This window comes from Hydrogenophaga sp. NH-16, from assembly GCF_004006415.1.
Lineage (GTDB): Bacteria > Pseudomonadota > Gammaproteobacteria > Burkholderiales > Burkholderiaceae_C > Hydrogenophaga > Hydrogenophaga pseudoflava.
On the sequence record NZ_CP029344.1, the window covers coordinates 1,784,467 to 1,804,165 of the forward strand.

The window sequence follows — 19,699 nt, forward strand, 5'->3', positions numbered from 1 at the left end:
TGCGCCGCATCGGCATCATGCTGGCCGCGTCGTCAGCGCGACGCCTCAAGGTGGCGCCGCGCCTGCGCGAGCTTGCTCCACAGCGTCCGCTCGCTGAGACCCGGCCGCCCTTCGTGGTGTGCGATCAGCGCGCTGACCACGGCATCCATGCTGCGGAATGAAGAATAGGCCGCACCTGACGGCGAATTGCCCAGCAGCAGCGTCAGAAGTCCGCCGATGATGTTGAGGTAAGTCGTCTCGCTGCGCAGGCCAGGCTCGCGCGCCTGTTCGTCGTTGGCCGCGCGCGTGGCATATTCCTTCGCCAATGCTTCGTGCGCGATACGCAGCGTTTCATGCACCAGGGCAAGTTCGGCAAGTTGCGACTTCGTTGCTTCGCGATCGGCCAGCAGGATGTTGAGCGTGTCCACGCTCACCGCCGGATGCACCACGCGTTCAATGCCGTCAAACAAAAACCCCGGCCGATCGCCGGGGTAGAACTGCGACATCCACGCTTTCAAGTCCACGTGGCGCACGGTCAACTCGGGGTCGTCGAGCGCCGGCCGCTGCGAGTCCAGCACGATGCCGGCCTTGCCGCCGGGCAATTCGCCATGTGTCAGCGCGTCGAAGATGCGCTCGACATATAGGCGCAGCAGCGGCCAGCGCGGGAACTCGCCGGGCTCCGGCATGACCCGCTGCTCCAGCGCTTCCAGAATACGCTGCTCGAAGCGCAGGAGACCGCACCAGCGGACGGCCGCCTCGATCGGTCGGTAGTACGTCTTTGCGCCAAAGGCGTGGCTGCTCGATTTCGGCATATCGCGCTCTTCCCATCGTCGGATCGACACATGGCAAGCGCGCGCGGCCCACATGGGCGCAGCGATTGCCCAAAGAACCCGATGAAGCGCGAGCCGGTCGGCATCGTGGTGGAGGTTGGGTGCGGCGATGTCGCCGAGCGTTACGCAGGGGGCTAACACTCCTTGCGGTGCCCGCTACACCTCCACCATAGTGCACCTGCGAAAAATCTTGTTACCGGCGCAACGGTTTGAAAAGTCGCGCATCCAAGTTCGATCAGGAAGGGGATGCCGCGCTTTACCGGAAAACCAGGGCAAAGTTTTCGTAGGAAAACGGGCGAGGTAAAGCGCCAATGCGTCTTCCGGCTGAGCCGGTTTGCATCCAGCAAGGGCTCATGCGTTCTGCGTCACTGCAGTGACCTCGATAGCTTGAAGGTGCCTTGCTTGATGCCGGGTGGATAGGCCCGATTCGCCATTCAAGCCCGTGACGCAAAAGGTCGGCCGCCGATGCAATTCGGGTCAAGGTCCAGACCGAAAAGGAATCGCACCGTCCAGAATCCCCGCGTCACATCAGGCGTTGATCGGCGCCTTGCGGGCGTCCGACACGCTCCACGCGGTCGATGAACTGCCGCAGCGGCTCCATGATTTCGCCTTCGGGTCGCAGTAGATAGGTCGTCAGCGAAGCGGTCTCATCGGCCAGCGGCCGCACTACGACATCGGCCTGATGGCAACCCGCCAGGTGCGCCGCGCTCGAAAAGCCCACGCCGTAGCCGGCGGCCACGAGGGCGAGCATCAGGGAATGGGTTGTGACGTACTCGGCTACCGTCGGCTGCGCATCCACCGTGCGGAGCACCCGTTCGCGTTGCCGGCTGCAACCTTCGCAGACCTGGGGATCGCACAGCACCAGCGGATAGCTCGCCACTTCCTCCAGCGGCACTTCCTTGAAAGCCAGCAGCGGATGCCGGGCGGGCAAAACCACCACCAGCGGGTCTCGCCACACCGGCACGGCGACGACGCCGGAATCCACCTCACTGGCCAATGCAAAACCTGCGTCATACAAGTCGTTGCGCAGTCCAGTCACCAACTGCGCCAGTGGCGTTTCAAATATCCGAATGCCGACCTGTGGCGCCTCCTCCCGGCACAGCGCAAGCAACGCCGACAAGCGGGCCTGCCCCATGTCACCCGACAGCGCGATGCGCAGCGTGTTCCGCTGGTTCGCTGTGGCACGTGCCTTGGTCTGAGCCTGCTCGAAGGCCAGCAGTACGCGCCGGGCTTCTTCGAGAAAGACCTGTCCCGCCGACGTGAGACGAACACTGCGTGGCAAGCGGTCGAGTAGCGGCACCCCTATATCCGCCTCCATCTGGCGGATCGTGCGCGACAGTGGAGACTGTTCAATGTGTAGCCGTCGAGCAGCCCGGCCGAAGTGCAGTTCCTCGGCAACGGCGATAAAACAGCGAAGATGGCGTAAGTTCATGATTTCTCCCTACCGATGTGATCAGTCCATATGATCGTAGGGAGCCGCATAGGTGCGGATGAATCACGTCTGTATCGAGATGAGAGCTATCCTTGGGTGATGGTCGGATGCTTTTCACCCACGTCTGCGTCAACAGCGAGCCAAGCGCCATGGGGTTTTTTGCATAAATCTGCCTGAGAACGAACTACCCCAACCCCAGACGCAGCTATACCACGGCCACAGCCTTGGGCGTGCCCAGTTCGGTGAATCTGTTGAGAATGGAGCGCGTCTGATATGAGGCAGCAGATGGCAATTGTCTATCGCTGCGTGGAACACTCTCCCCGCAGAGCCATGTCTTTTCTCAGAATGCGTTGAATCTCTAGTATCGCGGCCGCGTCCTGTTGCACGCTGTGCCCCGAAGTGATGACTTTCTCGGACTGTGCGCCGGGAAGGTGGGCGCTGCGGTAAGGCACAAGACCATCATCGGAATCAACGAGGGCCACTTGGGGGTCAGCCTGGGCCACGATCGAGTGATAACGCACCTGGGATGAAATGGGAAAGCCAGCAGCCGTACGCACGAAAGGATCGTTTTCGTCGAGATTGTCCACGCTATTGGGCATGCTTCCCAGGCTTTCGCGGCTGCTGGCAGCCACATTCGGCGCCAATGTGTGGGCGAGTTCTTCGAGCATCGTAATGGGAAAGCGGATGAATCCCGCCATCCAGCGCCCCAAGCGCCCACCCGCGATCGACGTACCCCGATGAGGCGCTGCGATGAAGATGGCGCTGCTGACATTCGGAACGGGCTCGAAGTGCAGCATCGAGTCTATGCGCTTGATCTGCTGCGGCGTCAACCGTCCGTCATCCGCAACCAGTTGCACCAGCGACTGATCGGTTGACGACACCATCAACCTCGCGATGACGCCGCCCATGCTATGTCCCACCAGTACGAGGTCGGACGACGCCGGCGCCTGGCCGGATGGATCGAAATGTGCCAGCGTATCCCCGAGCGCCCTGCGAATCATGGCGTGGTTCAATGCTATTGGCATGTTTGTGGGGTAGTAAACCTGCCAGATCTGGTAATGGTGGCGCAGAGCCTCATCGCCCAGGATTTCGTTGGCGAGTTCAACCCAGGCTTCCGGGCTGCTGGCCAGTCCGTGCAGCATGACGATGATCCGCCTGTTCGGGTCATAGGGCTGCATCAGGTAAACGTGCGGGCGGTCGATGCCCCCCTCGCGCCCAAGCAAACTGCGAAGCGACTGTCGGTTGAACTTGGAACGGGCCAACCACAGGCCGTAGCCGGCCGTGAAATTGGCGGCCAGCGGCACACGTTGGCCGCGCAGCATGATGGCCGATTCCACATAGGGGTCATGCACCGTCAAACGAGCGGTATGGGTATGCAACACGCTGTCCAGGCTGTCTCCGTCGGGATGCAAAAGAACCGTCATGGAAGGCGCGGGCATCTCGCTCCAGGGCAGAGCTGGCTGACTATGTTTTGCCACGGGGTGGCCATCCTGAGTCGGAGTGGCGTTCAGGGAGTCGTCCGGCATGACCGCTACAAGCTCGGCGCCAAAGCCGTCGCGCCGGTAGAGGCTGCGCAAACCACGAAAAGACAGGGACGAAGCCGGCACCAGTTCGGCTGGCACCGCCGCACTACCCGACATGCGCGCACTGCGCAGATCCAACTTCAGTTCCCAGCCTGCAATGGTCCCACTGGTCAGGGCTGGCAGCTGCGCAGGCATTTGTTGCCGAATTTCAAACATGCCAGCGGCAGCATGCTCGACGGCATAGTTATACCAATCCCGTACTTGGGTCTGGCGATCCTCGAAGGCCCGCTCTCCCGGAGTATGGTCGCCAAGGAACAGATAGGCATAGGCATAGCGAATGGTCTCAAGCCAAGCGGCTTGCTGCACTGATCCGGGCTCCATGGCCTGTGCCTGCGCCAGCCATAGTTCGGACAGTGCCGCCAGGCGCCGATCCGTGGCAATCCCCGTCACGGCGGCCAGGGCCTCAACGCACTCCGATGAGATCGGCTTTGCGCATGCCTTTACATCCAATGCCGCCACCCTGATGGTCTGGATAGTCGCATCGCTGAGCTTGTCGCGTGTCAGGATGTCGCTGCGCTTGAGTTCGATGGCCTCCCTGGCCGTCAGCGCATGAACTTCAACGGCTGGGCGGAAAATCGAGCAGCCCCCCAACAACACTGGGGCAATGGCGACCCATGCCATGAGACGGCAGGCCTGTGGGAATCTCATGGATGTACCTCGTTGACCGGGATGCCTGGGATGCTTTGTCGAATCGACATCGAGAAGTCGTCCCCTGATGCATCGGAAGCAAGGGCATGTTCGTTGATGTACCCAAGTGCCTGCAATTCACCATAGCGATAACCGGGCGTCAATCCATGCAGGTCGTAGACATATTCCGCAAAATGTCCAGATAGCAGCAAGCGATAGTCGATCGGCAACGTGGGTGCAATGAGCCGAGCCAGCTCGAATACGATGGTCGTGCAGTTACTGGTTAACGTGTTGTAAAAGCGCGGTGTGTGCCGTAGTTCATTGGCCGCTTTCAGGTACTCCAGAAACAACGCGCGGACGCTGGCCTGACTTATCTGCAACCGATAGAGGTAAACGTCCTCGCCTCGCGCATTGCTGCGCGTACGCACAATGTCACGCTCATCGGCAGCAACCAGGACTTGCTCGAACTGACGGAAGAATCCTCCGATCGCCGAGAAGGACTCGTGGCGCTCCTTGCGTATTTCCAGCGAAAACACCACCCGTTCGCCACCATCGAAACCGAACGACACCAGGGTGTGGGCAATGTGCGGCCCCATCCAGTAGGAAAGCACCAGGTCGGCGCTGCGCAGGCGATCCAGGTCGTATGTGCGGCTCTCCCACAGCGGGGTGTAGTCGGTTTCGCTGCGCCACTCGAAGTTGCGTACGTTTTTCAGGTGAACATGGTTGCCGTCGATCCTGGCCTCCAGCAACTGGGCGACATCGTCCGCCCACACGCGTTGGTGTGACGGATGCAGCGTTCCCCTCCACATGAGCAGGAAGGCAGTTGCGACCACAAATGCGAATCCGGTAACGTTGCGAGTTTGTCGTCCAAGCAAGCTTGCCTGCGGCAAGACAACAGGAACGCCCAACGAAGACCATATGGCAACGACGAACCCTCGCGCCACTGAAGGCTGTGGCATCTGATACCACAGAGCCAGTGCACCCCACACTGTCAGCAGTTGTACCGCAAAGCCAATCGCCAGACGCGCAAGGGCGCGCAGGACTCTATGCGCAACCCTGCTCATTGGGGCTGCAAAATCTCAAGCAGCAGTTGCCGGTGCGCATCTCGTAGCTGTACGAACGAGATGGAAGGATCGCTCCTGGATAGCATCGAGGAGTTCAACCACAGCAGTGCGGGAGCGAGGGCCAGCGGGAAAAAAACTTGATCAAAACGCCTGGTCGAATGACTCCTCGGCGTATGTTGCTTTGGACGATGGTCTGCGCCCGCTCTTTGAACCCGTGCGCAACTTCGTTGTACCAACGCTGCACCAGTTCTGGTGTTCTAGCGCTTTCGGTAAGAAGCAGCTGGTAGATCGACATCGTGGAAGGGGATTCAAACGTCGTATGCAGGCGGTCAAGGTAGATATCGACCAGATCAGACAACGTCAGATCCGGGAACCAACTCTGGAAATCGCAAACCTGCTTCACCGTACGTTCGCACAAGGTGTGAAAAATCTCTTCCTTGCTTTTGAAGTAGGCGTTGATGCCTGCCTTGTACAAGCCCGCACATTCCGCCAGGGGCTCCTTCGACACAACGTTGTATGTCCGACCCGCGAATTCGACAAGGGTCGTGTCGAGTACTTCCCTCTTTCCTGGCGGCAGAGGACAGGTAGCGGTTCTTGTTGGGCACGTCATTTTCTTGGTTGGCATTCATGGAAACGAGGCAGGGTCAGATTTAGACGCTTACTGCGCCACCCGGACAATTTCCCCCACCTCGTTGGCGTAGCCCAATGCATAGGCGAGTTCCCCTTGCGTTTGCGCATGCAGGAGCAACAATGTTTGGCCGCGTGCAACCTCGTCGCCTAGGCGCACTTGTATGCTGATCCCGGCGGCCAGACTCTGCGGAGCCCCCGCCAGCTTGGCCAGCCGGGCGAGCTTGCGGTTGTCGATGTGCACGACCCGCCCTGCATGCGCCGCGATTAGGGGTTCCACGTACTCGGCAACGGGGGGTTGACGCAATCCTCCCTGTGCCGCGCAAATGCGCTGGAACTTCTCCCACGCGCAGCCGCTGTCGATCGTCTCCAACGCCAGCCGCATGCCGTCTCCCTCGGCCACCGTCCCAGCCAGCTCCAGCACGACGCCCGCCACAGAGGCAGCGCGTTCACGCAAGTCCATGGGAGCGTCTTCATCGCAACGAAGCACCGCCAGCACATCCTGCGCTTCCAGAGCGGGCCCAATGCCGCGTCCCACGGGTTGATTGCCATCGCTGAAGATGCATCGCAGAACCAACCCGAACTGCGCCGCAGTCTCCGTCAGACGATCCGCCAGGTGCTGTGCCGCTTCGATGCTGCGCACTTTGGCGGTGGGACCCACGGGAATATCGATGACGACGTGGGTCGCACCGGCAGCGATCTTCTTGGACAGCACGGATGCGATCAGTTGGCCTTCGGTGTCGATGTCCAGTTCGCGCTCGATGCGGACGAAAACGTCATCGGCGGGCGACAGGTGCATGGCGCCGCCCCATGCAAGGCATCCACCTTCGGTCTCCACCACGCGCCTTAGCGCAGCGATGTCCAGGTCCACCGGCGCCAGCGTCTCCATGGTGTCGGCTGTGCCCGCCGGCGAGGTGATGGCGCGCGAGGAAGTCTTGGGCATGACCAGGCCATTGGCGGCGGCGATAGCGACCACGATGGGCGTCGTCCGGTTGCCTGGCAGACCGCCGACACAATGCTTGTCCACCACGATGGGTGCGTTCCATGTCAGTGTTTCACCGACCTCGACCATCGCCCGAGTGAGGTGCTCTGTCTCCTGCAAGTCGAGTGGCAATGCTGCGGTAGCTGTCAGGAAAGCCGACAAATGCACGTCGGTGTAGCGCCCCTGAACCACATCGCGCACGATGGCCGCGAGTTCCCCTGCACTCAAGCGCTGACCGTGGACGCGCCGGCGGATGCCAGCTAACGACTCCAGCACCGGCGGATGCCGGACGACCACGCTGTCGCCGTCGCCGATATCCAGGGCCGTCCAGGCGGCCTCGGACAAGGCGACCTGGCCAGTGGCTAGCAAGTCGCTATCGATCTGGTACAGCAAAGCCTGTACCTCGCGCTCACCTGCGACGATCAGCACCTGGGAGCGAGGCGCCAGACCTTCGGAGCGACAGACGTGGCAGTCGGTGCGCATGAGCGCTACAGGCTGGTGCTGGGCATGCAGGTACATGCGCACCGCCCGCAGGGGCGGTGGAGGTGCCAGCCGCGCGCTCACAGCTCGAACTCCTGGCCTTGCAGCGGCACCGTGGCCTGCCAGCCTAGTTCGCGCTGGACACGCTCGCGCAGGCCTTCGGAGGCCTCGGGTTCACCATGCACGATGAAGAGGCGTTTGGGTGCTTGCCCAAAGCCCAACAGCCATTGAAGAAGCTCGTCGCTGTCCGCATGCGCTGAAAGCATCGGCAACTCGGCCACTTCGGCGTTCACGGGGATCCACTGGCCGAACATCTTCACCTCGCGCGCGCCTTCAAGCAGTTTGCGTCCCCGAGTGCCCGCGGCCTGGAAGCCGGAGAAAAGCAAGGTGTTGCGGTGGTCCGGTGCGAAAGCAGCAATGTGGTGCAGTACGCGGCCGCCCGTCGCCATGCCGCTGGCCGACAGAATCACCTTCGGATAGCGGTTGGCCGACAGTGCCTTGGATTCTTCCACCTCGCGCACGTAGGTGACGGCGGCGAAGGCTTGCTCGAAGTCGCGCTCCGCGAGCTTGTGTTCGCTCTTGTGCCGGTACAGCAGTTCGGTCGCATTGGTGGCCATAGGGCTGTCCAGAAACACGGGGACGTTGTTCAGGCCGCCTTGCTGACGCAGCAGCCACAGATCGTGGATCAAGGACTGGGCACGGCCGACCGCAAACGCCGGCACCACCACCGTACCACCGCGTTGCACCGTGCGGGAGATCACGTCGCCAAGCGCCTTGACCGCGTCCGATCGGTCATGGCGGCGATTGCCGTAGGTGGATTCGATGACGACATAGTCGGCCGATGGCACCGTTTCGGGATCGTGCATGACGCGGTCGCCATAGCGCCCCAGGTCTCCCGAGAAGACGATGCGCTGGCCACCGATATCGATCTGTGCAGTTGTGGCGCCCAGGATGTGGCCCGCGCGGCGCAGCATGAGCCTGGCGCCGCCGGGCAGTTCGACCTCGCTGTGCAGCGCTACCGGCTGGAAGTGCTTAAGAGCACGTTCGGCGTCGGGCACGGTGTACAGCGGCAGGGCCGGTTTGTGCCTGGAAAAGCCCTTGCGGTTCGCAAAGTCAGCGTCCTTCTCCTGCAACCAGGCACTGTCGAGCAGGATCAACTCGGCCACGTCGCGCGTGGCCTGCGTGCAGTAGATCTTGCCGCGGAACCCGTCCAGTATCAGTCGCGGCAGGTAGCCGCAATGGTCGAGGTGGGCATGGGTCAGCACCACCGCATCGATGTCGCGCGGCGACACGTCCAGGCGCTGCCAGTTGAGTTCACGCAGGTTCTTCAGTCCCTGGAACAGGCCACAATCGATCAGGATGCGTGTGTCGCCACTGGTGAGCAGGTGCTTGGAGCCGGTGACAGTGCCGGCTCCGCCGAGGCTGGTCAATGAAAGCATGGAATTTTTTCGCTGTTGGATGGGTTTGGATCAGGTTTCAGATGAGGCCGGAGCACCCGACTCAACGCGGAGGGGCACTGACTGGTCGGCCGCGCCATCAACGGCAGCCCGCTGGTTGTTCCAGCCTGTTACTTGCGCTGCGGCATAAATGGCATTCACCCAGGTGCTGCGGTTGGCGATCAGCATGCCGGTGACATCGAGTGTGCCGCCGCGGTTGATGTAGCCGAGCGCCCGTGTCTTGGCGGGGCCGGTATCGATCCGGCGCAGCACGCCCAGCATCGGCTCCGGACGGGTATGGCTCATCAGCACACGGGGCAGTTGTGGGGGAAAGAGGCTCTCCAGGGTGGCATCGCCGAGCACGAAACCGGCCTCGATCTCGTCGCGCGGCATGCGCAGCCGGCCGGGTTCGATCACCACAGTCACGCACGATCCCAGGCCGTGGAGGGCCAGGCGCGCATGGGCCTTGAGGGCTTCTTCGAGCTGGTAGGCGCCGACGGCCACGAACTGCATCTGCGCGGTGGCCGGGTCGCCGGCCACATGGGTCGCCCCCTGCGCGAGCAGCGATTGGGCCGCTTCGGCCGTGAAACGGTTCGGTGTGTCGCGCTTGGACACCACGATGCAGGCCAGTTGCCCGCGGCTGGCGTAGACGTCGCGCAGCGCGGCGGTAGCCGTGTTGGCATCGACCGGGAACAGCACCCGCGCAGTGTCCGACATCTCGCCCAGCAGCGCTTCGCCGATGGTGGGGTCCTGGTGCGACTGCTCGTTCTTGCTGTTCTCCCAGGTGTGGGAGGTGACGATCAGCGGAACCGAGATCCAGCCCGGCGATTGACCAAGCTCCTTCTGCCGGCGCGCGAAGATGATCTCCTGGCGCAGCATGCCCAGCATCTTCACGGCGAAGGCTTCGTAGCTGACGATCAGGTTCAGCCCGCCCTTGTTGCCGAGCGCGGCGCCGGCGACGGCCTCTTCGTTGAGCGCCGTGATCACTGCGCCGTCCACCGCTTCCGCAATGCCGGGCTCGGGTGCGTTGACGCGGTGTTTCAGCAGCGCCAGGGTGGCCCCCATCTTGTTGCTGGCGAGTTCGTCGGGGTTGCCGATGCGCACGCGCAGCTGCGGGTTCGCCTGCACCAGTGCGACGAACCAGTGATCCAGTGCGGCCATGGCGCTGGCCGAAGCGCCCACTGGCACCCCGTTCGGCGGAGGCAACTGGGGGCTCGCTGGATGGCGCTGGGCCATGGGGTGTGCGCTTTCGCGTGGGCGCCGGCTTCTTTCGTGGTTCGCGAGCGCGGCGAGCGCCTGCTCCAGCTCTGGCTCTGGCACGAAAAGCGCCGCCGCGCCCGCATTGAATGCCTCGCGTGCTTGGGCGTTCTCGCGCGGGTTGCCCGCGAGCGGCAGGTTGTGGGCGGCGTTGGTCGCCGCGCCGGGAAAACCGAAGCCTTTCTCTGTCTCGGCAATCATATAGGGCAGCTTGGCGGGATAGCGCTTGTCCGCGCTTGATGCGAAAGCGCTCAGCGCATCCTCGGCCTCGATGATGGCCCAGGCGATGGCCACGGGGTCGCGGCCATCGACGACGACGGGATCGAAGCCGTTGTGGCGCAGGTCCTCGGCCAGCCAGCCCGCGCCGCCTTCCTGCACGATCTGGGTGCGCTGCTCGATGCGCCGGCCGTTGAGGACCATGATGGGAATGGCAAAGCCGCAGTCCTCGGCCCGCCACCAGCGCGGCGCCCAGTCCGAACCGCGCTGCTCCTCAAAGGCACCGTCGCTGAGGAACGTGACCAGGCTTTCTCCCGGCAGTGGCGTGTGCACGTACTGCAGTCCAGCGAATCCCAGGTAGCCGCCTTCGGAGATTGCGCCGGCCGTGTTCGGCCCCGCGTGGCTACCCAGCGGCACGGCGGGCCGGCCCTGCTCGTCGATGGCGTAGGAGTAGAAGTCGCTGATCAGCCGCGACAGGCCGACTTCGCTGCGGTCGTAACGGCCACGCTGCGCGGCGGAGACGTCGCCGGTCAAGGCATTCACCGCCTCGATCGCGGCCACGCAGTGGCCTTGGCCCATCAGCCAGCCACGAGTCGTTCCGGTCAGCGCATTGGCCAGCAGGTAACCCACGAAGGCCGGCACCATGTTCAGCGAGCCGCCGGTGTGGCCCTCGGGTGTTGGCTTGAAGTCCTCGATCGCTAGCGGGCGGCCGCTGCGGTCGATGCGCCGGGCATAGGTCATGTGCGCCACCACGCTCATGGCGGTGCAGCTGAGGCGGTCGGCCGCCGCCAGCAGTGTATGGGCCGTGGCCTCGTCCGCGACGCGCTGCTGCGCGACCAGGCGCTGCACCAGGGCCTGCATGCGTTCGATGGTTTCAGCCCGGTGGACGATGGGGCCGTAGCCGGCCTGCCAGTCGGCAAGAGGGTTGGTCTGATGAGGGGGCATGTCGGCTCTCCTGGGGATGTGGGGCGCTCAGGGATCAGCTGCGCGAATCGGTCTGGCCGCTAAGCAGGGCTTGGACGAACAAGGGGGCCAGGGCAATGCCGTTGCTCGCATGCGGCACCGCGTCGGTGGAGGTGATTCGGGAGAACAGGGGCACGAGATGTGTCCAGGCATCCTCCGCGAACAGCGCATGTACCACGACGCACTCGGGCCGACGCATCCCCTGTTCGACGAGCTTGTGCGCCGCCATGATCAGCGTGCGTCCGGATGATGCGATGTCATCCACCAGCACCGGGGTTCTGTCGCGCCAGGAGGACAGGTCGGGCGCGTCGATGTCCACGCTGCGGTCGCCATGGCGGGTCTTGCGCAGCACGGCATGTGGGACACCGATGCGCGCCGCGATCGCACCGGCCCATTGCTCGCTCTCCTCGTCGGGACCAACGATCAAGGGCTGGTCGACCTCCTGTGCGATCCAATCGGCCAGCAGTGGCGCGGCGTGCAAGGTCGTGGTGGGAATGGTGTAGACCGCCGAGAGCGTTGGATGGCGGTGCAGATGGGGGTCTACCGTGAGCAGCTGGTCGAACGTCGACGAGACCAAGCGTGCGAAGGACCGCGACGTCACGCTTTCCCCATCATGAAATCGCTTGTCCTGCCGCATGTAGGCCAGATACGGCGCAACCAGGTTCACCTCGCTGGCGCCAAGCTCGCGCGCGGCATCGGCGGCGAACACTAGGGACAAGAACTGTGGATCGGGCCGATCCAGCGTGCAGACCAGATCAACGGCCCGCCCGGCTGGATCGCCATGCAGGCGGACATAGCTCTCGCCGTCGGGGAAGCGACGTGTTTCGATACTGCCGACATCACTGCCGCAGGCCTGGGCGAGTTGATGGGCCAGTGCTTCATTGCCGGGAAGGGCCAGAGTCAGTCGTTGCAAGGGTGTTCTCGTTCTTCATGAATTGTTCAGGGTGGCCCATGGGGCACCCAGGACGGGATTGATCCGCATCAAAATCTTCGCCCCACGGTGATCGTCCCGTAAACGGGGACCTCTTGCTGGCCGCGGAATTCGCGTGTGCGGTGGTAGCGCGCGAACGCGATGCGCCAGTTGCCATGCGTGAACGCGAGGCCATAGCCGATGTCGGCTACGAAGGGCCGCTTGTCCACACTGTGGCTGGACTTGAAGGTATTGCCGTCCAGTGTGATGTCGTGTAAGACCCAGCGGGCATCAAGCGCAACGAATAGGTGCCCGTTCCAGTTGCCGCCAGCAGTTTCTCTGACGGGCGAGGTGTTCTCGCCGGCTGGCCGCAGCGGCGCGGTACCGAAGTCATCGGGCAGCCGTATTCCATAGCGCAGTTCTGCGCCCGCGTTCGCGTAGGTGGCGAAATTGCCCAGGCTGCCTCCCCAATGGCGGGTCAAGTCCCATCCCCAACCGTTGGTCGTCTCTTGCCTGAAAACGCGCTTTCTGCGTTCGTGGAGCAACTGCAGCACCGGTTCGTCGCGCAGTTGGTGTCCCCAGCCATTGAAGCGATCCACGCCGATGATGCCGTGCCACCAGTTCTGTGTTTGTCTGGCCAGGGAGGACGGCCCTACTACGCCAACGCGAATCTGCGAGGTACGAAGCGTATCTGCAAGCCTCGCGTTGTAGCCGAAACTCAGCATCAATGCGCCGGCGAAAGGCCGGTCATCAGCCATCAGATCACTGCGCGTCTTGTCGGTCGGGGTGTACATCATCTGCCCGAGTCCGATCGTCATGTTCTGCTCGTCGAAACCCTCGGGCTGCAGAACTGCGAGAAAGCGATTCAGTCCACGGACAAGTCGCGGAAGGCATGGGTCATCGATATAGTCGATCAGGTTTGGAGAGACCCAACTGACGAGAAACCCATTGGAGTACCCCCGGTCCTGACCGACGCCTCCGAACATGTCATTGTCGATCCGCAGATTGAGGGTTCCAGTCGAGCGCAGCGGGTTGTCGCGCGGGCAAGACTGCTCCTGCCCAAAGGCATTCTCGGACGCGATGCTCAGCGACAGCAGCAGTACGGCTGCGGCGCCAAGCCTCTGAACAAAGTTGGCGGGTTGGACTGCCGTCACGCAGCAGTGCCCCCCCACCCCGGCGGTTGGCTGGTCGTAGCGGCTGATGGGGGCTGGCGCACCAGCATGACCGGAACCGGCGCAATGCGGGCGACCTGCTCGGCGTCGCTGCCCAATAGAAGCCGGTCCACGCCGCGGCGGCCATGCGTGCCCAACACCACCAGGTCGCAGCGCGCGGACAAGGCCTGCTGGGCGACCAGCGCCGACACGCGCTCGCCCTTGCTCTCGATTAGCAGGGTTTCCACCGTCAGGCCCTGGCCGCGCAGGCGCGCGGCAGCGGCGTCGAGCAAGGCCTGGCCGGCAGCCAGGAAGCCGGGACGGACCTGTTCGACATAGACCTGCGGCCGCTCGAAGCCATTGCAGTGCTTCATCTCCTCGATCACGTGCAGCAGCACTAAGGTCGCGCCACTCAGGCGTGCCAGCGCGGCTGCATGGTGCAAGGCGAGTTCGGCAGTGGCGCTGCCGTCGAGCGGCACTAGAAGTCTGGAATACATGGAGTTCTCTCTGGAATTAGGAAGGGTCAATGGCCGCGGTACCGAGCAGGCGCTGCGCATAGCGGGCCGCGATCCACTCCTCGTTCGTCGGCTCCACGGCCACGCGTACGCGACTGGTGGCGGTGGAGATCAGGGGGGCATCGGTCGCGTTGGCCAGCGCGTCGATGTCCACGCCCAGCCAGCCCAGCTCGGAGCAGATGCGTTGGCGCAGCGCCACGCTGTGCTCGCCGATGCCGGCCGTGAACACCAGCATGTCCAGCCCGCCGAGCACGGAGGTGAGCGCACCGATCTCGCGCACGATGCGGCGTACATACAGCTGCAGCGCCAGTGCGGCGCGTGGCTCGGTGGCTTCCCGGGCCAGCAATTCGCGCGGGTCGGACGAGATGCCCGACACGCCCAGCAGGCCGCTCTCGTGGTACAGGATGTGGCCGACCTGTTCCAGCGTCAGCTTCTCGACTTCCATCAGGTAAAGCACGGCCCCAGGGTCCAGCGCGCCGGTGCGCGTGCCCATCATCAGGCCGTCTAGGGCCGAGAAGCCCATGGTCGTGGCCTGGCTTTGGAGCCCGTGCATCGCGCACAGGCTGGCGCCCGAGCCCAGGTGGGCGACCAGGGTGCGGCCGCACGCGGCCTCGCCATGGCGCTCGGCCAGTACGACGGCCATGTATTCGTACGACAGGCCGTGGAAGCCGTAGCGGCGCAGCCCGCGCTCGGCCAACGCATGTGGCAGTGGAAGCAACTGCTCGACCGGCGGCAGCGTGTGGTGGAAGGCAGTGTCGAAGCAGGCGAACTGCGGTAGATCGGACCGCTCGCGCAGCAGTATTTCTATGGCCTCCAGCGCGAAGGGCTGGTGCAGCGGCGCGAGCGGGATCAAGGTCTTCAACTCGGCCAGAACCTGCTCATCGACGCGTGTAGGGGCGAAGTACTTGGCGCCGCCATGCACTACGCGGTGGGCGATGGCCGCGATGGACCGGCCGTTCAGCCAGCACAAGATCTCGTCGCGGATGATCTGCAGCGCTGCGGCATAGGGGTGCGCGCGGCCCAGGTCCACCGAGCGCACCGGCACAGTGCGCGCGCCGAAATCGGGGTGCGGACCGCCGATGCCCTGGACCTTGCCGTTCCAAGCCGGCTGGCGAGCGCTGCCGCTGGCCTCGAACACGCCGAACTTGATGCTCGACGAGCCGCAGTTCAGCACCACGATGTAGGAAGGAACGCTCATGCTCATGGCGGGTTGCCCTGGAAGTGATGGGCCAGCAGCACCGCGACCGCGCAGGAGGCGATGCGCGTCTCGCGGCTGTCAGCGCGGCTGGTCAGCACGATGGGCAGCCTGGCGCCCAGCACGATGCCGGCGGTAGCGGCGTCGCCCATGTATTCAAGCTGCTTGGCCAGCATGTTGCCGCTCTCCAGGTCGGGCACGATCAGCACGTCGGCCTGGCCGGCGACCGGCGAGACGATGCCCTTGGTGCGCGCTGCTGCGGCCGAGACGGCGTTGTCGAAGGCCAGCGGGCCGTCGAGCACGGCGCCGGTGATCTGGCCGCGGTCGACCATCTTGCACAGCGCGGCGGCGTCCAGCGTGGCCGGCATGGCTGGGTTCACGGTCTCCACCGCCGCGAGGATGGCCACGCGCGGTTCGGCTACGCCGATCGCATGCGCCAGCGTGATGGCGTTGCGGATGATGTCCGCCTTGTGCTCCAGCGTGGGCGCGATGTTGATGGCGGCGTCGCTGATGATGAAGGGCCGCGGGTAGGCCGGCGTCTGCATCACGAAGCAGTGCGAGAGCCGGCGCTTGGTGCGCAGCCCGGCGGCGGGCGCGAGCACGGCGCTGACCAGTTCGTCGGTGTGCAGGCTGCCTTTCATCAGCGCCTGCACCACACCCTGGCCGCCCAGCTCGGTGGCGCGTGCGGCGGCGGCGTGGCTGTGCGGCACGTCCTCGATCTCGATGCCGGCCAAGCTCAGCCCGGCCTCGGCGGCCACCGCTTCCAGCCGGGCGCGCGGCCCCACCAGCACCGGCTCGATCAGGCCGGCCGCGCGCGCGTCCAACGCGCCGCCCAGGCTCAGCGCGTCGCAGGGGTGGACCACAGCCACGCGGATCGGTCCCAGGGGTCGGACGTGGTCCAGCAGCCGGGGCAGGCCGCTGGCCGCCAGCAGCCGCACCTCGGGCAGGGTGCTGGCCGGGCGCTCGATCTTCTGCTCGGGCGCCAGCACCAGGGCCTCGCCCTCGATCACGGCCTGGCCGTCCTGGTTGACGCAACGGCAGGCCAGCGTGACGCGGCGCCTGGCCTCGTCCTTGGCACTGACGGTGACGCCGATCGTGAGCCGGTCGCCGACGCGCACCGGCGCGCGGAACTTCAGCGTCTGGCTCAGGTAGACGGTGCCGGGGCCGGGCAGCCGGGTGCCGAGCACGGCCGAGATCAGCGCGCCGCCCCACATGCCATGCGCGATGACGCCGTGGAACTGCGAGGCGGCAGCGTATTCGGCGTCCAGGTGGGCCGGATTCAGGTCGCCGGACATGACGGCGAACAGCTCGATGTCCTGCTGGGTCAGCTGGCGCTCGATGCTGGCGCTGTCGCCGAGCTGCAGCTCGGCGAAGGTGTGGTTGCGCAGCATGCCGATGGGCTGCGTGGTGTCGTTCATGCGTGGTCTTTCTTGTTTGCCCGCGGCGAGCGGCGGGATGTGGTGGACTGGCGTCCCGGCTTCGGCTTGACCTGCGCTGCGACTGCAAGAGCGTCGAGCACCCGCGCCAGCGCCTGTTCGCCTTCGTCCGTCAGCCCGGCCCCGCTGCTGCGCAGCAACTGCTCGATGAAGCGCGCCGTAGCCTGCAGCGTGCGGGCGGGCGTGCCGCGCAGCAGGACCGGCAGCGCGTCGACGATGGCCGGCCCGTGGTAGCGCACGATCAAGGCCTGCTCGCGCAGCACACGGCGGAGCTCCGCGCTGCCGGCCCGGCCGCTGACGTTGTCATGCAGCAGCCGCGCGGCCTCGTGATGCAGGCGCTCGTCCATCTCCCCGCAGTGGCCGAAGATGTAGAACAGCGCGCGCAGTGCGGCCTCCGGCAAGCCGCCCACGTGCAATTGCTGTTGCAGATAGGCCTCGACCTGCTCGATGAAGGCGCGGTGCTCGGGTGATTCGCCGGGGTGTGGGCGCACGGGGCCGGCGGCGTCGCCGCCGATGAGCGACTGCAGCCACGGCGAGCTGTACAGCGTCTCGAAGGCGAGGCGCCAGCCTTCGTCGCGCTGCACGCGGTAGGCGTCCAGCGAGCGCTCGATCGCCTGCGAGGCCAGCGCCTGCCACTGCAGGAAGGGGTTGTCCGGCGCCACCGCCACGCGCTGCGCGCGCGCCTGCTCGGCCAGGGCCTGCACGCAGGGCGCCAGCGGGTGCGCGCTGGACCAGTGCGCGAAGCTGACGCGCATCGGGTGCAAGGCCTGCAGCGCCTGCGCCACCGGCGGCGTGGCCCAGGCCCTAACGCAGGGTTGCAGCAGGCTGCGGTACAGCGCCAGGTTGATCTCGGAGACGCGCGCGGCGGCCGCGAAGCGGCGCTCGGAAACGGCGTCGGGCTGCACGATGGCGCGTACCTCCTCGATGCCGCTGCGGCGTATCGCCAGCAGGTGCGGGTCCTGCAGCGGGGTGCCCGGCGGCGCGTCCTTCACGGTGGCGTGGAAGATGCCGGCCGGCAGCAGCTCGATCTGCTCGATGGCGCTGGCGAACTTGCGGTGCTCCTTGCCGCCCACGGCGCTGGACACGAAGATGCCCAGGTGGCCGATGCTGTCGTGCGTGGCGTAGACGATGGTCTGGTCGTGGCTGAGCAGGTCGCGGTCGTCGCGGTACAGGTCGGTGATCCAGCCCAGCGCCTGCGCCGGCGGCGTGATGTCGTCGCCGTAGGAGCAGAACACCAGGATGGGCGAGCGGATGTTGCGCAGGTCGATGCGGACGCCGTCCGAGGTCAGCAGCTGCGCGGTCGACAGCTGGTTGCCGATGAACAGCTTGTCGGCGATGTACTGCATCTCGACATCGTTCAGGAACACATAGCCGCCCCAGTATTTCTCGAATCCCAGGTAGCGCGGCCCCTCGGTGTCGGCGTTGGCGTAGAGGTGGTAGTGCTTGCCCCACAGCGTGTGGGCCGGGTCCAGGTTCTCGAAGTTCTGTACCAGCCAGGCGCCATCGAAGCGGCCCGCGCCCAGGTCGCCGCCCAGCGCGGTCAGCCAGCTGCCGCCGGTCAGCCCGCCGCCGTAGCGCATCGGGTTGTCGCCGGCCCAGTAGGACAGCGGCGCGCCGGCCACGATGATGGGACCGAACAGTTCGGGCCAGACCGCCGCCGTCATCAGGATCTGCCAGCCGGCCTGGCAGTTGGCGACCACGGCCGGCTTGCCGGCGCTGTCCGGATGCAGCTCGGCCACCTTGCGCAGGAAGGCCGCCTCGGCGCGCATCACGTCTTCCACGGTCTGGCCGGGCACCGGGTCGGGCGTGAAGCCGACGAAGTAGCAGGGGTGGCCGGCCTGCAGCGCCGCGCCGACCTCGCTCTCGGCCTTGAAGCCACCGATGCCGGGACCCTGGCCGGCGCGCGGATCGACCACGACGAAGGGCCGCATGCCGGCCTCGGTGGGCCGCCCCTCGGGTGGCAGGATGCGCACCAGGCCGTAGTTCACCGGGCGCGGCAGCTCCGCGCCGGACATCACCGGCTCGAACGCGAAGTGCAGCACGTGCGGCGCGTCCATGCCGCGCTGGGCCTGGTATTGGTCGCCGACTTGGCGCTCGATGTCGGCCACCAGCAGCGCCCGCTGCCAGGCGTCCGCGGCATAGGCGCAGGCGGCCTGGGCCAGCTGCGAGAACGGGGCCGGCGCGCCGCAGGCGACAGGCGGCGCGCCCGCCAGGGCGCTGTCATCCGGTGGGGTCATGGGGGGCTCGGTCGGTGCAAGGGGCTCGGCGCTCAGCCCATGTACTGGCCGCCGTTCATCGAGATGTTGCTGCCGGTCATGAAGCCGGCCGCCTCGCTGGCGATGAAGGTGACGAGCGCGGCGATCTCCGCAGGCTGGCCCAGGCGGCCGACGGGGATGCCCGCGACGATCTGCTGCAGCACGTCCGGCGGCACGGCCGTCACCATCTGGGTGGCGAGGTAGCCCGGCGACACGGTGTTGACCGTCACGCCCTTGCGCGCCACCTCCTGGGCCAGGGCCTTGGTGAAGCCGTGCATGCCGGCCTTGGCCGCCGAGTAGTTGGTCTGGCCGAACTGGCCCTTGAGCCCGTTGATCGACGAGATGTTGACGACCCGCCCCCAGCCGCGCTCCAGCATGCCGTCGAGGAAGGGCTTAGTGACGTGGAAGACCGAGTCCAGGTCGGTGCGCAGCACGGCGTCCCAGCCGTCCTTCGTCAGCTTCTTCAGCGTCGCGTCGCGGGTGATACCAGCGTTGTTGACGACGATGTCGACCTGGTGGCCGTCGGCGGCGATGCGCGCGGCCATGCGCTGGCAGGACTCCCAGTTGGCCACGTCGGCGGCGTAAGACTGGAAGGCGTAGCCCTCGCCTTGCTGCACGGCCAGCCAAGCGGCCGCGGCGCCCTCATCGCGCGCGTGGGTCAGCAGCACGCGGTGGCCCGCGTCGTGCAGGCTGCGTGCGATGGCCTCGCCGAGACCGCCCATGCCGCCGGTGACCAGAGCGGTGCGTTGTTGTTGCGTCAT

Annotated in this window: 15 protein-coding genes and 1 pseudogene; all 16 read right to left on the reverse strand. The window is 65.4% G+C overall.

From position 1 onward, the window contains the following. Window positions 1-32 precede the first annotated feature (32 nt). The 16 genes and pseudogenes from DD542_RS08690 to phbB all read right to left on the reverse strand — a co-directional run bounded on the left by DD542_RS08690 (window position 33) and on the right by phbB (window position 19,699). Window positions 33-791, reverse strand: a complete 759-nt coding sequence (locus DD542_RS08690) for an ATP-binding protein (RefSeq protein ID WP_127807333.1) — start codon at window positions 789-791, stop codon at window positions 33-35. 541 nt (window positions 792-1,332) lie between these two features. Next, on the reverse strand, window positions 1,333-2,241 hold the full coding sequence (locus DD542_RS08695) for a LysR family transcriptional regulator (protein WP_127805120.1): 909 nt from the start codon (window positions 2,239-2,241) through the stop codon (window positions 1,333-1,335). 296 nt (window positions 2,242-2,537) lie between these two features. Beyond that, the gene (locus DD542_RS08700) at window positions 2,538-4,445 is read right to left on the reverse strand and encodes an alpha/beta fold hydrolase (RefSeq protein ID WP_241559729.1); all 1,908 of its coding nucleotides are present in this window, start codon (window positions 4,443-4,445) and stop codon (window positions 2,538-2,540) included. A 23-nt stretch (window positions 4,446-4,468) separates the two neighbouring features. After that, window positions 4,469-5,515: a DUF4105 domain-containing protein gene (locus DD542_RS08705; RefSeq protein ID WP_127805124.1), complete on the reverse strand. Its 1,047-nt coding sequence runs from the start codon at window positions 5,513-5,515 to the stop codon at window positions 4,469-4,471. A 94-nt stretch (window positions 5,516-5,609) separates the two neighbouring features. Next, the gene (locus tag DD542_RS23925) at window positions 5,610-5,990 is read right to left on the reverse strand and encodes a TetR-like C-terminal domain-containing protein (protein WP_241559781.1); all 381 of its coding nucleotides are present in this window, start codon (window positions 5,988-5,990) and stop codon (window positions 5,610-5,612) included. Window positions 5,991-5,996: 6 nt separating this feature from the next. Then, window positions 5,997-6,140: pseudogene (locus tag DD542_RS23930) on the reverse strand (hypothetical protein); the annotation flags it as partial. 33 nt (window positions 6,141-6,173) lie between these two features. Next, window positions 6,174-7,688 carry a thymidine phosphorylase family protein gene (locus DD542_RS08715; protein WP_127805126.1) on the reverse strand — a complete coding sequence of 505 codons (1,515 nt, stop codon included), beginning with the start codon at window positions 7,686-7,688 and terminating at the stop codon, window positions 6,174-6,176. Continuing rightward, entirely contained in the window at window positions 7,685-9,043 is a 1,359-nt protein-coding gene (locus DD542_RS08720) for an MBL fold metallo-hydrolase (protein ID WP_127805128.1), read from the reverse strand. Before DD542_RS08720 ends, DD542_RS08715 begins: the two co-directional genes overlap by 4 nt. Before the next feature lie 30 nt (window positions 9,044-9,073). Further along, window positions 9,074-11,458: a xylulose 5-phosphate 3-epimerase gene (locus tag DD542_RS08725; RefSeq protein ID WP_127805130.1), complete on the reverse strand. Its 2,385-nt coding sequence runs from the start codon at window positions 11,456-11,458 to the stop codon at window positions 9,074-9,076. 34 nt (window positions 11,459-11,492) lie between these two features. Beyond that, a complete protein-coding gene (locus DD542_RS08730; protein WP_127805132.1) occupies window positions 11,493-12,389 on the reverse strand; it encodes a ribose-phosphate pyrophosphokinase in 897 nt (298 codons plus the stop codon). 68 nt (window positions 12,390-12,457) lie between these two features. Further along, complete coding sequence (locus DD542_RS08735) at window positions 12,458-13,540, reverse strand: lipid A deacylase LpxR family protein (RefSeq protein ID WP_127805134.1); 1,083 nt, start codon at window positions 13,538-13,540, stop codon at window positions 12,458-12,460. Continuing rightward, a complete protein-coding gene (locus DD542_RS08740) occupies window positions 13,537-14,034 on the reverse strand; it encodes a universal stress protein (protein ID WP_127805136.1) in 498 nt (165 codons plus the stop codon). The genes DD542_RS08735 and DD542_RS08740 overlap by 4 nt, the downstream gene beginning before the upstream one ends. Window positions 14,035-14,050: 16 nt before the next feature. Beyond that, on the reverse strand, window positions 14,051-15,256 hold the full coding sequence (locus tag DD542_RS08745) for an acetate/propionate family kinase (protein ID WP_127805138.1): 1,206 nt from the start codon (window positions 15,254-15,256) through the stop codon (window positions 14,051-14,053). Continuing rightward, entirely contained in the window at window positions 15,253-16,665 is a 1,413-nt protein-coding gene (locus DD542_RS08750; RefSeq protein WP_127805140.1) for a bifunctional enoyl-CoA hydratase/phosphate acetyltransferase, read from the reverse strand. The genes DD542_RS08745 and DD542_RS08750 overlap by 4 nt, the downstream gene beginning before the upstream one ends. Beyond that, window positions 16,662-18,920, reverse strand: a complete 2,259-nt coding sequence (locus DD542_RS08755; RefSeq protein WP_127805142.1) for a DUF3141 domain-containing protein — start codon at window positions 18,918-18,920, stop codon at window positions 16,662-16,664. The genes DD542_RS08750 and DD542_RS08755 overlap by 4 nt, the downstream gene beginning before the upstream one ends. A 32-nt stretch (window positions 18,921-18,952) precedes the next feature. Then, window positions 18,953-19,699: an acetoacetyl-CoA reductase gene (phbB, locus tag DD542_RS08760; protein WP_127805144.1), complete on the reverse strand. Its 747-nt coding sequence runs from the start codon at window positions 19,697-19,699 to the stop codon at window positions 18,953-18,955.

What these genes read in the sequence shown, in the direction of transcription:
- DD542_RS08690 (WP_127807333.1), bottom strand. Translation starts at nt 791, where the DNA reads ATGCCGAAATCGAGCAGCCACGCCTTTGGCGCAAAGACGTACTACCGA.
- DD542_RS08740 (WP_127805136.1), bottom strand. Translation starts at nt 14,034, where the DNA reads ATGTATTCCAGACTTCTAGTGCCGCTCGACGGCAGCGCCACTGCCGAA.
- DD542_RS08750 (WP_127805140.1), bottom strand. Translation starts at nt 16,665, where the DNA reads ATGAACGACACCACGCAGCCCATCGGCATGCTGCGCAACCACACCTTC.
- DD542_RS08700 (WP_241559729.1), bottom strand. Translation starts at nt 4,445, where the DNA reads ATGGCATGGGTCGCCATTGCCCCAGTGTTGTTGGGGGGCTGCTCGATT.
- phbB (WP_127805144.1), bottom strand. Translation starts at nt 19,699, where the DNA reads ATGACGCAACAACAACGCACCGCTCTGGTCACCGGCGGCATGGGCGGT.
- DD542_RS08720 (WP_127805128.1), bottom strand. Translation starts at nt 9,043, where the DNA reads ATGCTTTCATTGACCAGCCTCGGCGGAGCCGGCACTGTCACCGGCTCC.
- DD542_RS08745 (WP_127805138.1), bottom strand. Translation starts at nt 15,256, where the DNA reads ATGAGCATGAGCGTTCCTTCCTACATCGTGGTGCTGAACTGCGGCTCG.
- DD542_RS08705 (WP_127805124.1), bottom strand. Translation starts at nt 5,515, where the DNA reads ATGAGCAGGGTTGCGCATAGAGTCCTGCGCGCCCTTGCGCGTCTGGCG.
- DD542_RS08755 (WP_127805142.1), bottom strand. Translation starts at nt 18,920, where the DNA reads ATGACCCCACCGGATGACAGCGCCCTGGCGGGCGCGCCGCCTGTCGCC.
- DD542_RS08725 (WP_127805130.1), bottom strand. Translation starts at nt 11,458, where the DNA reads ATGCCCCCTCATCAGACCAACCCTCTTGCCGACTGGCAGGCCGGCTAC.
- DD542_RS08695 (WP_127805120.1), bottom strand. Translation starts at nt 2,241, where the DNA reads ATGAACTTACGCCATCTTCGCTGTTTTATCGCCGTTGCCGAGGAACTG.